The 13,557-nt window shown below is 61.6% G+C and carries 10 protein-coding genes and 1 pseudogene; 5 read left to right on the top strand and 6 right to left on the bottom strand.

The annotated features are described in order from the left end of the window. Positions 1-72: 72 nt before the first annotated feature. The gene (locus tag LOY50_RS18130; protein ID WP_253476280.1) at positions 73-705 is read right to left on the bottom strand and encodes a TetR/AcrR family transcriptional regulator; all 633 of its coding nucleotides are present in this window, start codon (positions 703-705) and stop codon (positions 73-75) included. A gap of 163 nt (positions 706-868) precedes the next feature. Here LOY50_RS18130 and LOY50_RS18125 point away from each other — a divergent pair, with 163 nt between their 5' ends. Beyond that, positions 869-1,309 carry a hotdog fold domain-containing protein gene (locus tag LOY50_RS18125; RefSeq protein ID WP_214512802.1) on the top strand — a complete coding sequence of 147 codons (441 nt, stop codon included), beginning with the start codon at positions 869-871 and terminating at the stop codon, positions 1,307-1,309. A gap of 331 nt (positions 1,310-1,640) precedes the next feature. Here the strand turns inward: LOY50_RS18125 and LOY50_RS29170 are convergent, their stop codons facing one another. Together LOY50_RS29170 and LOY50_RS29165 are read right to left on the bottom strand one after the other, a co-directional pair. After that, positions 1,641-2,408, bottom strand: a complete 768-nt coding sequence (locus LOY50_RS29170; RefSeq protein WP_371914652.1) for a methyl-accepting chemotaxis protein — start codon at positions 2,406-2,408, stop codon at positions 1,641-1,643. 93 nt (positions 2,409-2,501) lie between these two features. Then, a pseudogene (locus tag LOY50_RS29165) lies at positions 2,502-3,584 on the bottom strand (cache domain-containing protein); the annotation flags it as partial. Between the two features lie 293 nt (positions 3,585-3,877). On the opposite strand from LOY50_RS29165, the gene LOY50_RS18115 reads away from it, so the two are divergent. Further along, positions 3,878-4,921 (top strand): GlxA family transcriptional regulator, encoded by a 1,044-nt coding sequence (locus LOY50_RS18115; protein ID WP_214512787.1) that lies wholly within the window; start codon positions 3,878-3,880, stop codon positions 4,919-4,921. A 118-nt stretch (positions 4,922-5,039) separates the two neighbouring features. Here LOY50_RS18115 and LOY50_RS18110 read toward each other — a convergent pair whose 3' ends face one another. Next, positions 5,040-5,453, bottom strand: a complete 414-nt coding sequence (locus tag LOY50_RS18110; protein ID WP_253476276.1) for a hypothetical protein — start codon at positions 5,451-5,453, stop codon at positions 5,040-5,042. Between the two features lie 381 nt (positions 5,454-5,834). Then, positions 5,835-6,557 carry a pirin family protein gene (locus tag LOY50_RS18105; protein ID WP_258688776.1) on the bottom strand — a complete coding sequence of 241 codons (723 nt, stop codon included), beginning with the start codon at positions 6,555-6,557 and terminating at the stop codon, positions 5,835-5,837. 308 nt (positions 6,558-6,865) lie between these two features. Between LOY50_RS18105 and LOY50_RS18100 the strand changes: the two genes are divergently transcribed. After that, positions 6,866-7,816 (top strand): GlxA family transcriptional regulator, encoded by a 951-nt coding sequence (locus tag LOY50_RS18100; protein ID WP_258688774.1) that lies wholly within the window; start codon positions 6,866-6,868, stop codon positions 7,814-7,816. A 183-nt stretch (positions 7,817-7,999) separates the two neighbouring features. Next, a complete protein-coding gene (locus LOY50_RS18095; protein ID WP_258688772.1) occupies positions 8,000-9,490 on the top strand; it encodes a helix-turn-helix transcriptional regulator in 1,491 nt (496 codons plus the stop codon). Here the strand turns inward: LOY50_RS18095 and LOY50_RS18090 are convergent. Then, entirely contained in the window at positions 9,452-12,241 is a 2,790-nt protein-coding gene (locus LOY50_RS18090) for a helix-turn-helix transcriptional regulator (protein ID WP_258688770.1), read from the bottom strand. The two genes, LOY50_RS18095 and LOY50_RS18090, sit on opposite strands and share 39 nt — an antisense overlap. Before the next feature lie 412 nt (positions 12,242-12,653). On the opposite strand from LOY50_RS18090, the gene LOY50_RS18085 reads away from it, so the two are divergent. Further along, entirely contained in the window at positions 12,654-13,475 is an 822-nt protein-coding gene (locus LOY50_RS18085; protein WP_253476259.1) for an alpha/beta fold hydrolase, read from the top strand. The last annotated feature ends 82 nt before the right edge of the window (positions 13,476-13,557 follow it).

Here is a 13,557-nt window from a genome sequence, read left to right as displayed (position 1 = left end):
TCAGCCATGGACGACAGTACGTAACTGAGATTGGGAAGTTAGGCAGTGAGTCTGTTCGGATGGATCAGAACCTCAGGGCGAGGGGCTTGGGGGGATGCCAACGGCGCGCCAGGCGGCCTCGGCCAGCTGCTGCCGGTAGAGCTCAGGGCTGCGTTTGACTCGGGCCGAGAGCCAGGCGCGGCAATAGCTCTCCGCCGAACCGATGATCAGTGACGGGATCAGCTCAAAAGGCAGGTCCTGCAAATCCTGCTGGTGGGCAGGGTCGCTGAACCATTGCTTGAGCGCGGCGTTCCTGGCGGCATTCGCTTCGGCGAGCCGCTCGTTGAAGCTGCTGCGTGCGACCGCAAAGCGAGCCTGGTACTGGAACCGCGCCCAATCGGGTTGGCTGACCACCCAATCCACGTAGCTGAACACCAAGGCGTGGACCCATTCCCTGGTTGACGTGACAGCGCCGAGGTAGCTGTCCCTGAGCCGTGCCTGGTCATCCAGGGCGGTCATGTACAACGCCGCGACCAAGCCTTCCTTGTTATCGAAATGGTGATAGATCGCTCCCACGCTCATCTGGCTTTCGGCCCGGATGATGTCGATGGTGGTCGCTTCAATGCCCTGTTGATTAAACAACGCCAGGGCACATCGCAGGATGTGCCGCTTGGACTCGGCACGGCGCCCTGGGTAGCAACGCTCGAGGAGATCGACAGGTTCCATTTTTCGGCCCAGGCAAAAAGGGGCCATGGTAATTGAAACGCCGACCAGGCACGAGCGATTGACAGGGGGGATATTTACAGAATATTGTTCTGTAACAGAGCATTATTCTGTAATGGAGTGATGTTCTGTACGTGACTTCAATCCACCTGACCAGAGATCCCCCATGAGCCAGACTCTCAGCATGTACCAAAGCGTTGGCCCGTCCGCTTTCAGCAATATGGCCTGCCAGATGGCACCGTACTTCGGCACCATCAACCCGGAAATTTCTGTGTTGACTCCCGGTCGTGGTGAAGTGAAGGTGCCGTTTCGCAAGGAGATCACCAATCACCTGGCGTCCGTTCACGCGATCGCGCTGTGCAACGCGGCAGAGTTGGCGGGCGGGATGATGACCGAGGTGTCCATTCCCGGCGGCGCGCGCTGGATTCCCAAAGGCATGACCGTCGAATACCTGGCCAAGGCCAAGAGCTCCATCCATGCGATTGCCGACGGTAGCGAAATCGACTGGCAGACTTCGGGCGACAAGATTGTCCCGGTCGAGATCTTCGACGAGGCTGGGGTGAAGGTCTTCACGGCGCGCATCACCATGAATGTGAAAGTCGGCTAGGTCGCCTGGCCCAGGTTGCCGGTTTGCAAGTGGTTGCTGAGCAGGCCCCGACCAGGCCAAGTATTCGGCGAGCCACCAGACACCTGGACAGTGGTGGGGCCGTGTCTGGTGATTGCCGGTGGCATGTACGCAATCAAAGCGAAAGGGTAATGGCCTGGCAGATACCCAGCGATCCGGCTACTGGTTCCTGGCCAAAGCGGCAACGCATATTCCTGCGGGAGCGAGCTTGCTCGCGAAGAGGTCGGCACATCCAGCATATTCATTGGCTGTGACAACGCATTCGCGAGCAAGCTCGCTCCCACATTTGGTCTTCAGCGGACGTCAGCCCGGTTTAGAACTTGAAGCGTCCCACCAAACCCTTGAGCTGACCGGAAATATCCGTCAGACGCCCCGAGCCAGTCTGCGCCGAGTGGGCGAATTCCTCGACCAACTGGGCATCGGCATGGATCTGCGCGATGTGCCGGTTGATGTCTTCGGCCACCTGGTGCTGCTCCTCTGCCGCTGTGGCGATCTGGGTGTTCTGGTCGCGAATCGAGTCTACCGAGTTGCGGATCTTGTCGAAGCTGTCGCGGGCCTGTTGGATGCGTTCCACGCTGGTTTGCGACACCTGCAGGCTGCTTTGCATCTGTTGGGTGACTTCCTGGGTGCGCCGTGCGAGGTTGCCCAGCAGGCTGTCGATCTCGCCGGTGGAGTCGGCGGTACGCCGGGCCAGCGCTCGGACCTCATCGGCGACTACGGCAAACCCGCGACCTTGATCGCCGGCCCGTGCAGCTTCGATGGCAGCGTTCAGAGCCAACAGGTTGGTCTGTTCGGCGATCGAACGGATGGTGTCGAGGATGGTGTTGATGTTCTTGCTGTCCTGCTCCAGCGCCTGCATGGTCTGGGTCGACTTTTGCAGGTCGTCGCTCAGTTTCATCACGCTGCCGGTGGCTTCGCCGATGTGATGCTGGCCATCGTGTACGTCGCGATAACCTTCGTCCGCACTGGAGGCGGCCTGGCTGCAGGAACGGGCCACTTCGTTGGCGGTGGCGACCATTTCGTTGAACGCGGTGCTCACCAGTTCCACGGCCTGGCGCTGGCGCCCGGCAGCGTCGTTCATGTTCTGGGCCACGTGGCTGGTATCGGCTGCGGCAGTTTGCAGGTCGGAAGAGGCGTTGCCGATGCGCTGCATCAGTTGCGCGATCATGCCCAGGAACTGGTTGAACCAGCCCGCCAGGGTCGCCGTTTCGTCCTTGCCTTGCACCGAGAGCTTGCGAGTGAGGTCGCCTTCACCTTCGGCGATTTCCTGCAGGCCGTTGGCAACACCGCGAATCGGCCGCACGATCACGCTGGCGAAACTGGCGCCTACCAAAGCGAACACCACAGCCAGTACGGCAGCAATGGCGGCGATCAGCCAAGTCAGGCTCGAAGCCTCGGCCATCACTTCGTCGCGTTTGATCAGGCCGATGAAGCGCCAGCCCAACCCTTTGGAGCTGACCACGTTGGCCATGTAGGGCACACCGTCGATTTCGATCTGGGTCACACCATCGCTGCTTTTGGCCAGCGCGGCATAGTTGGGGCCCAAGTCGGCCAACGGCTTGAAGTTGTGCTTGGCATCGGCAGCATCCACCAGGACGTTGCCGTTGGCTTCGACCAGCATCAGGTAGCCGCTTTCACCCAGCTTGATGTTCTTGACCAGTTCGGTGAGCTGCTTGAGCGACACGTCCAGGCAAACAACACCCACCAATTTACCGCTGGCGTCAGCGACAGTTTGTACGGTGCCGATCAGCGACACATCATCCGGCGCCCAGTAATAGGCATCTGTGCGCACAGTCGTGCCCGGTGCGGCCATGGCGGCCTTGTACCATGGACGCACGCGCGGATCGTACTTGGCCATTTTGGGATCGTCCGGCCAGCTCGCGTAGCCGCCGTCATCCATGCCCACGGAAAGATAGGCGGTGGTTGGATGGCTCTTGGCGAATCTTTCGAAGATCTCCAGAAGCTGTTGATTGATCTCAGGGAAGGGGGCTTGTGCGGCGTCGGCGCTGGAATAGTTTTTCAAGCCCTTGGCGGCGATGACCCGCGGATCCCTGGCGAAGAGTTCGACGTTCTGGCTGATGCCATCGAAAAACTGCTTCATGCCGTTGTCGATCTGACGGATTTCACGACCGCTGCTGTCCAGGAAGTTGGCTTTTGCGGCGTCGCGCAGGTTCAGCACGACAAGCACCGCCACCAGGATAACCGGAAGGCAGGCGATGGCCGCGAACGCCCATGTCAGCTTCTGTTTGATATTCATGACTTCTCCCGCGGAATATTTTAAGTGTTGGAACGGCGGAAACAGCAGTGGTTGGCGTTGCGAGTCTCTGGAAGGGAAAAGCGCCCATGCCTACTGCCAGTGTATCGACCAAAGTTGTAGGCACTTGAGGCTTGCCATTTTGGCGCGGGATGATCGGTAGACGGCGCAGGCGCGATTGCAGCCGGCTTCACTAGTCTGGAAGATAGCGTGGTTTGCCCTGCGCCTTCGCTCTGGGGTTCAAGGCACTCTCGTGCAGCAAATCCTCATCGTCTTAAATGTATAAACGAGGCCCTATGCCAAGCGCATTCGAGAGCGTACTCAAGAACAAGAACATGGCTTATCGCCCGCTCGGCGCGGCGCCAGCCAGCCAGGCGCCGATCCGCGTCGCGTTTGTATTGATGGATAATTTCTCGATGATGTCCTTCACCGGTGCGGTGGATGCGCTGGTGACCGCCAACCTGATGAGCGACATGCCCCTCTACGAGGTGCTGACGGTGGGGGTTTCAGGTGGGCAAGTCACGAGCGACCTGGGCATTGTCATCTCGACCGACATCGAACTGGCGCAGATGCCGGAAAACCAGGACGTGCTGATTGTCGCCGGGGGCTTTCGCGTGAAGTTGCAAGGCCATCCCTTGCTGCGCCGCAAGCTCCGCGCCCATGGGGCGTGCGGGGCGATCCTGGGCGGGTTGTGGAACGGTGCCTTTTTCGTGGCCGATGCCAATCTGCTGGACGGTTTCGAATGCGCTGTCCACCCGGAAAGCCGCGCCATGATGGCGGAGGTGTTTCCTCATGTGAAGGTGTCCAGCCGGGCCTATGTGGTTGATCGGGAGCGGGTCAGTTGCGCGGGTGCCAACAGTTCGCTGCGCATGATGCTCCAATTGATTCGCCAGACGGGCGGGGCGGCGCTCGTGGGCGCCATCGAGGAAATTCTTCGCTGTGACGAGTCCGGCGATGATGCGACGGACTTGCCGCCGGTCTTCGTCGAGACTGACCCGACGTTGCCGGAAAGCCTCAAGCTGGCTCTGGAACTGATGTGGCAAAACGTAGAAGAGCCGTTGACCATCGATGAGCTGGCGGCGTGCGTCAAGATTTCCAAGCGGCAGTTGGAGCGGCGGTTCTGCAGTTTTCTTGGTGCGACCCCCACGCGCTATTACCTGGAACTGCGCTTGACGCGTGCCCGCCAGCTCATCCAGCAAACCAATCGATCCGTGACCGAAATCGCCGTGGCGACGGGCTTCGTCAGCTCCCCGCACTTCCAGCGTCGTTTCCGGGATTTTTTTGGTGTGCCGCCTGGTAGCTATCGCTCGAAATCGGAGCGCAAGCAAACCGTGCGATGAAGATGCGGGCAGATCAGAGATGAGTTTTTTGGGGGGAGAGGGCGTTGCCGCGCCGTAGCGCAGGAGCTATGTGGGGGCAAGCTTTACTCCCACACAGTTCCTGCGCGACGAATACAAGTCAGGTGTTATCGTCTGTTTGTGTTTCGGTGGGCAGGTCTTCAGTTTGTGGCGCGGCTTTCGAAGCGGTCAAGGAGGTGTCGTTGCAGAGCACTTTGCCAACTTCGTCGGCTATCGAGCCGTCGATGATTCGCCCTTCCATCTGGTCGAACTGAGCTTTTTCCACCCCTGAAAGACTGTTGTACATCCCCATGTGCCGAACATTGCGGTTGGCGCAGTCGAGTTCAAGCTTTGTGTAGTTGGTGAAGTAAGTGCCCGATCTTTGTACGGTGGCCTGGATGGCTGAACCGCTGTCGACAAACGAAACGATGGAGTACACCGCATCCGAATCATCGTAGAAGTACTTGATGTTCTGGACGTCCGCGGCCGCACTGCACGCAATAGAGAGTAACGCGAGGGATATAGCGTTTTTCATGCTTTCTTCCGTGAATAAGCAAGTCAGGAGAATCAATGGCAAAATGAAATCATTTTGCCTTGGTGCGTGCATTGGGTCAATTTGCGTTGGATAGCATCCAACGACCATTGGTCAGAAACAAGGTTGTTTCAGGAACTTTATAGGTCGTCCTGGCTCGTGGCAACGGACGAACGCATTTGAGGCGGCCCAGTGAATCTTTCCGAATGCACCACCCTCCATTATCAAAGCCTGAATTATTCAGGTTGCCTGACTTTTTTTAGATGTTTTTCGCCTGAAATACGTTATTGATCATGGATTCAGGACTTTCGAATCTTTCTTCGCTTATTGCGCAAGATAATCCTTGTGGGAGCTGGCTCGCTCCCACAAGGGGTCACGGTTGCTTCATGGCATCTGTGGCAGTTCCCGCGGCCGCAGATCGAACACCAGCACTTCGGCATCCTGGCCGTTACTGAAGGTCAGGACCTGCTCCTCGCGCACCCGCACGCCATCACCTTCCTGTAACGGTATGCCGTTGAGCTCGACAGCGCCTCGGGCCACGTGCACGTAGGCATAGCGTTCCGGCGCAAGGGCCAGGGTGGCGCTTTGCTCGCCATCGAACAACCCTGCGTAGACCCGTGCATCCTGGCGCACCTGGAGCGAGCCGTCGGCGCCGTCGGGGGAGATGATCAATTGCAGGCGACCGCGTTTCTGCTCGCTGCTGAAATGCTCCTGTTGGTAGCGTGGTGTTGCACCGCTGACGTTGGGCACGATCCAGATCTGCAGGAAGTGCACCAGCTCGTCCGCGCTATGGTTGAACTCGCTGTGGGCCACGCCGCTGCCGGCGCTCATCAACTGCACGTCACCCGGGCGAATGACCGAGCCTGTGCCCAGGGTGTCCTTGTGTTCCAGCGCCCCTTCGAGCACATAGGAAAAGATCTCCATGTCCCGGTGGGGATGCTGGCCGAAACCCTTGGCGGCAGCGACCCGGTCATCGTTGATAACCAGCAGGTCGGAGAAGCCTTGTTCGTTGAGGTCACGGTAGCTGGCGAACGAGAAGGTGTGGAACGAGGTCAGCCAGCCGTGGCGGGCAATGCCGCGGTCCGAAGCTTTGCGAAGGGTCAGCATGGTCAATTCTCCTGATGTCTGTGGGCAACGGCTGGGCCGTTCGCCGGGTTCAGAAGAAGGTTAATGGTTATCCATATGTTCAATAAGCAGGTAGAAAACGAAAGACTGTCCGCTTTGGGTGGACAATAGAGAGCCCTACCGGCAGATGCTTCGCTTCGACATAATGCTGACGATAAACCCTGTGGGAGCGAGCTTGCTCGCGATAGCGTCGTGTCAGTTGGAATTGATGTGACTGACTCAGCGCTATCGCGAGCAAGCTCGCTCCCACAGGGGCATTTATCGTTTCTGGATTTTTTGGCGTATCCCCGATGAGAACCATTGCAATGGTGCTGTTCCCGGACTTTTTGCTGCTCGACATGGCCGGGCCTCTGGAGGTGTTTTCCATCGCCAATCGTTACCTCGCTTCGGATCAGCGTTATCAATTGCTGACCCTGGGAACCGAGCGTGGGGCGTTGCGGGCGTCCAACGGCGTGACGGTGCAGGCCGATATCCATATCGACCAGGCATGGGCAGCCTATGACGTGTTGCTGGTACCGGGCGGGCCGGGGGCCTATAACGACCAGCATCCGGGGCTGCACACCTGGTTGCGGGCCGCGGCGCAACGGGCTACGCGCTACGGCTCCATCTGCACCGGGGCCTTTGTGCTCGGCGAGGCGGGCTTGCTTGATGGTTATAGCGTCACCACTCATTGGCATTACACCGAACGCCTGATCCAACGTTTCCCCAAGGCCCTGGTTGAAACCGACAGGATCTTCCTGCAGGACCGGCGCCTGATCACCTCCGGCGGCGTCACCGCCGGGATCGACCTGGCCCTGTCCATCGTCGCCCAGGATCACGGTCGCAAAGTCGCGTTGGACGTGGCCAAGGTGTTGCTGGTGGTGATGAAACGCCAGGGTGGACAGGCGCAGTTCAGCCCCTCGGTGGCGGCGGTGTCGACGCAGGAGACGGCCATTACCCGCGTGCAGAATCATGTGGTGGAACATCTGGAAGAACCCTTCACCATCGAGCGCATGGCCGCGTTGGCTGCCATGAGCGCGCGGCATTTCGCCCGGGTCTTCGCCCGTGAGGTGAAGATGACGCCCATGGAGTTCCTGCAAGGCGCGCGCATCGACCGGGCGCGTCAGTTGCTGGAAACCACCGAACTGCCGCTCAAGACCGTGGCGTTTCGCAGCGGCTTCGGCAGCGTGCGGCACATGCGCTTTTTGTTCGGTGAAAAGCTCGGCCTGACCCCGGTGCAGTATCGCCAGCAGTTCAGTTGAGCCATCGGTGTCCGTCCAGGGCACTGTGATGTCCGTGGCGCTCCCTGTGCCAGCATTGTCCTGAGGCCTGCGCCTGCCAAGATAACGGCGAACCCTTTGGAAAGGATGCGCAGGAGCCAGGGCAGACGTGTTCGGTGATCCGCACGCTGACGCCCGTACCGGTTATCCGGCGCTGGATCGCCCATGAACAGTTTCGTCAAACCCGATAGCGAGCCGGCGGTGGGCTTCGGTCCGTTTGCCTTCTACCGGCAGCAGCGGCTGGTTACCCGTGACGGCCAGCCCCTCGCGCTGGGCGGCCGTGCCCTGGATGTCCTGCAGGTGCTGGTGGAGCACGCCGGCCACTACGTCAGCAAGCAAACACTCATCGCCCACGTCTGGCCGGACAGCGTCGTGGAGGCCATCAACCTGCGGGTGCACATCGCGGCGCTGCGGCGGGCTTTCGGTGACGGACGGGGCGGCGCTCGCTATATCCTCAATCATCCTCGACAAGGCTATTGCCTTGCGCTGCCCCTGGTAGCGCAAGAGCGCGTTGAGTTGCCTTTCAGTCCACAAACCGAGCGGCACAACCTGCCCACGCGCTTGAGCCCGGTGGTGGGGCGCGACAAAGTCCTGGGGCGGTTACTGGCGCAGGTGCCCCGTCAAGCCGTGACCACCGTGACCGGTCCCGGCGGGGTCGGCAAGACCACCGTGGTGGTGCGGGTGGCGGAGCTGCTGCTTGAACACTTTAAGGACGGTGCCTGGTTCGTTGACCTGGCGGCCGTCAGCGATCCCTCACAAGTGGTGGCGCAAGTGGCCGGTGTGCTGGGCGTGGAGCAGGGGGCTTTGGCCCGCTCTCTCGAACCCTGTCGGATGCTGCTGGTGCTCGACGGTTGCGAGCACCTGCTCGATGCCTGTCGCGAACTGGTCCAGACACTGGCTGCGACGGCGCCCGGGGTGTCGCTGCTGGTCAGCAGTCGCGAACCCTTGGACTTGCCGGACGAAAGAATGGTGTCACTGCCGGGCCTGGCCGTGACGTCGCCCCTGGAACCTGCGCACCAGATCGAGGCATGCCCGGCGGTGCAGTTGCTGATCGAGCGGGTTGGCGCCCGGCAGCAGGGTTTCAGGCCGGGTGGTCGCGACTGGCCGACGCTTGCGCAGATCTGCCAGCGCCTGGACGGATTGCCACTGGCGTTGGAACTGGCGGCGGCCCAGGTTGATGCCTTGGGAGTGGCTGGGGTCCTGGAACAACTGGATCACGGTTTATCACTCTTGAGCCACGGGCGGCGTACGGCGGTGGCCCGGCACCGCAGCCTGGAGGCGGTGCTGGACTCCAGTTTCGAGCGGTTGAGCGCTGACGAAAAAACCGCATTCCAGCGTCTGGCGGTGTTCGAGGGGCCGTTTACGCTCAAGGCGGCGCTGGCCGTGATCAGTTGCGCTGAACTGAGCGTCGGGCAATTACCCTCGCTGCTGTCGCGACTGGTGGGCGTGTCACTGCTGATGGTCGAGCCGCTTGCCGAAGGCGTGCGCTTCCATCTGCTCCACACCACTCGCGCCTATGCCATGGACAAACTGCGGCGCAGTGGTCAGTGGCCTGTGTTTCATCGGCGTTACGTGTTGCAAGGCGCTTGGGGAGTCCGGCATTCAAGGCCCCAACCGTCAAGTCAGCGCCTGGAGCAGCGCGCCGGCTTCCAATAGGTCGGGGGTCTGGAAACCTTCGGTGAAGCGTCGATAGACGGGGCCGAGCAGCGCCTGCGCAGCTTGCGCCTGCCCTTGGCGCTGCCACAAACGGGTCAGGGACGTGGCGCTGCGCAGTTCCCAGGCCAGGGCCTGGTGACGACGGGCGATGTCCAGGGCGGCAAGTAGTTGCGCTTCGGCTGCTTCTTCAAGAGACGGTTCGTTGCGGGCCAGCAAGGTCTCGGCATCGGCCCGCAGGATCTCCGCCGAACACCAGCCTGCGGCGCCGCTGCGCGCCCGTTCGATTTGCGCCGGGCTGACGAAGTCGCTGCGCAGGGTGACGGCGATGTCCTGGACCAAGCCGTTTGTCGGGCGTGTTGCCAGGGGCTGGCCATCAAATGCGCGGTCGTAATGGCAAGCCCAGTCATGGAACAGCATCACCGAATGTTTCTTGGCTTGCTGCTTCAACAGGTCGAGCCTTTCCCGGGCAGTCGAATGATCGCCGGTGTAGTGGGCGATTACGCAACCGGTCAGCGCCAAGGTGTAGCAGATCGAAATGCCGTGGTTGATCTGTAAGGCGATCTGCAGCGCCAGGTTGGCGGTGCGCCGGGCTTTCTCGGCAAAACCTTGCAGCCAGAGGATGCGCGCCAGAACCGTCAGCGCGGCCACGCTCTGATCGTATTGCACGCCGAAGCCGTGACTGAAGCGGCTGAGGTGACCGCTCTGGGCCAGGCGCTGGATCACCTGTTCGGCTTCGCGCCGCGCCGCGCCCTGGTCGCCGGTGAAATGCAACGCCAGCACCCGCAGGCGTTGGGTGCTCAAGGACAGGGTCGGGTCGCCCTGCAAGCCCAACCGGTCGAAATCCAGGCTGTGTGCCAGGGCCTGTTGGTAGTCGCCGCAACTGAGGTCGACGGTCATTTGCCCGGACACGGCCCGCAGTTCGCCGGCCAGGTCCTGGCATTGCCGGGCCAGTTGCCGGGCCGTGGCGAAGGCGCGGACAGTGGCCGGCGTGCCGCCCTCGGTGTGGTAGTTGAAACTGGCGTGGGCCAGTTCCAGGGCCAGGGTCAAGCGCGGGCATGGCGCGGGGCTGGCCCGCAACAATTGCAGCGCTTTGTTGACGTAGAGGCCGTGTTCCTTGAGCAGCGACAGCTCCTGCCAGAGGGGCAGGGTACGGGCGGTCAGGCGGATCGCGACGGCGTGTGAACCTTGCGGGCCCAAGCCTCGGTCGAGCGCCGCGCGGATGTCGTCGCGATAGTCGGCGTAGCGGGCGATCCACAGTCGGGTGGGGGTGTTTTCCCAAGCGCTTTCCGCTTGTCCCATGAGCGCCAGGCAGCGCTCGGCGTGGCGTTCCTGGCTGGCCGCCAGCTCGCCGGCCTCGGCCAGTTGCTCCAGGGCATAGCGGCGGGTGGTGTCCAGCAGGCGATAGCGCACCTCTTCATCGCCGATCTCTACATTGAGCAACGATTTGGCGACCAACTGGCTGACCGACACCAGCACCTGGTCGGGCGCGACATACTGGCCGACGATTACTGCGGCGGCCGAAGCCAGGTTGAAACTGCCCATGAACACCGCCAGCCGCCGCAGGCAGGTCTGTTCGCAGGTCGTGAGCAACGCGAAGCTCCAGTCCAGCGTGGCGCGCAGGGTTTGCTGGCGCGGGGCGGCATCGGTGTCGTTGTGAAGCAGGGCGACGTTGTCTTGCAGTTGCCGGTGAAGTTCCTCCAGGCTGAAGCGGCCGAGTTGTCCAGCGGCCAGTTCGATGGCCAGGGGAATGCCATCCAGCCGCTGGCAGATGTCGATCACCAACGGCACCTCGCGGTCGGTCAGTTCGAAGTCGTCACGGCTGGCCATCGCGCGTTCGGCAAACAGTTGCAGCGCCGGGTATTCCAGGGCGGGATAACCCTCGATGGGCATCTCCCGAGGCGGGAACGCCAGGGCGTCCAGGCGCTGCACGTGTTCGCCTTCGGCGCGCAGGCCTTCGCGGCTGGTGGCCAGGATATGCAGGTGAGGGGCGCCGCGCAGCAGGGTTTCGCTGAGCAGGGCGATGGCGTCGATCAGGTGCTCGCAGTTGTCGATCACCAGCAGCAGATGCCGCTCCTTGAGCTGCCGGGCGATGGCGTCCAGCGGATCACCGTCCTGCAGTGGCAGGTCGAGCAATGCGCACAGGTTGGGGGCGATCATGGCCGCGTCGTTGAGCGATGCCAGGTCCAGCAGATGAGTGCCGTCACGGTACTGGCCGATCAGCCGTTCAGCGACCCGCAGGGCAACGGTGGTCTTGCCGATGCCGCCGGTACCGACCAGGGTAATGAAGCGTTTTCGCGGTAGCTGGCCCACCAGGTTTTCCACCAGGGCCTGGCGTCCGATCATGCGCGTGCGTTGCAGCGGCAGGTTGCGCGTCAAAGACGGATGAGGGATGTGCGCCCATTGGTCGAGCGGTTCGAATGACAGCGGCGCGACAAAACTGTAGCCGCGCTGCGCCACGGTGACGATGTAGCGCTGCCCGGCCTGGCCATCCCCGAGGGCCTTGCGCAGTGCCGCGACGTGTACGCGCAGGTTGGTGTCTTCCACCACGCTCCTGGGCCAGACCCGGGCGATCAGTTGCTGCTTGCTCACCACCTCGCCAGCGTGCTCGAGCAGCACCAGCAGAATCTCCACGGCCCGCCTGCCCAGGCGCAACGGTTGCCCACCCTCGAGCACCAGGCGCTGGCGAGGATGGACCCGGTAAGGGCCGAAATGCACCGTCTGTTCGACGGGCAGGCTGAGGTATTGGCTCATGTTGCTCTCAATGTTCTGGTCCCGGTGCCTGGGCTTTACCCGAGCATATTCCTCAGGTTTTGTGTCAAGCGCAACGGCGCAGGCTCTACTTCCAGCCTTCCAGACGCCGAACCTGTGGCGAGGGAGCTTGCTCCCGCTGGGCTTCTGTAGGAGCTGGCGAAGCCTGCGATCTTTTGATCTTGATCTTGATCTTTCGCTCTCGATTCAATTGTCTGGAACAAGATCGCAGCCTCGTTGCACTCGACAGCTCCTACACAGCTCCTACGGGTGCAGCCCAGCGGGAGCAAGCTCCCTCGCCACAAAAGCAGGCTTTTAACACGCCGGTTCCGAAAAAATTAACAACGTTTAACTCACGCAGGTGCCTCCCGTGGCCGGACCATAAAGCGATCCACCCACCTCAAGGAGTCACGTCATGAGCACCTTCATTACCCGCGACGGCACCGAGATTTACTACAAGGACTGGGGCAGTGGTCAACCGGTGGTCTTCAGCCACGGCTGGCCGCTGAACTCGGACAGTTGGGAAGCGCAGATGATGTTCCTGGCGTCCAATGGCTACCGGGTGATCGCCCATGACCGTCGTGGGCACGGGCGCTCCAGCCAGCCCTGGGACGGCAACGACATGGACACCTACGCCGATGACCTGGCCGAGCTGATCGAGCGGCTGGACTTGAAGGACGCGGTGTTGCTCGGCTTCTCCACCGGCGGTGGCGAAGTGGCGCGCTACATCGGCCGCCATGGCGCTGCCCGTGTCGCCAAGCTCGGCCTGATTTCGGCGGTGACGCCGCTGATGCTCAAGACCCCGGCCAACCCCGGCGGTCTGCCTGTGGAAGTGTTCGACGGTTTCCGCCAGGCCTCCCTGGCCGACCGTTCTCAGCTATACAAAGATGTGGCCAGCGCGTTTTTCGGTGCCAACCGTCCGGGCGCCAAAGTCTCCCAAGGCATGATCGACTGGTTCTGGATGCAGGGCATGCTCGCCGGCCACAAGAACACCTATGACTGCATCAAGGCGTTCTCGGAGACCGATCTTTCCGAAGACCTGCGCAACATCGACGTGCCGACCCTGGTGGTGCATGGCGATGACGACCAGATGGTCCCCATCGAAGCTGCCGGCATTGCCGCCGCCAAGTTGCTCAAGCACTCGCAGTTGCTGGTCTACCCCGGCGCCCCCCACGGCCTGACCGACACCCACAAGGACCGCCTGAACGCGGACCTGCTGGCATTCATCCAGGGTTGATCAAGCCATAAACCTGTGGAAGCGAGCTTGTTCGCGATGGCGTCATTACATTCAACATCGATGCAAGCTGACCCATCGCTAT

It is taken from the genome of Pseudomonas sp. B21-010 (assembly GCF_024749325.1).
Taxonomy (GTDB): Bacteria; Pseudomonadota; Gammaproteobacteria; order Pseudomonadales; family Pseudomonadaceae; genus Aquipseudomonas; species Aquipseudomonas kilonensis.
Note: the sequence above shows the minus strand (reverse complement) of the source record. Positions and strands in the feature narration are given on the sequence as shown.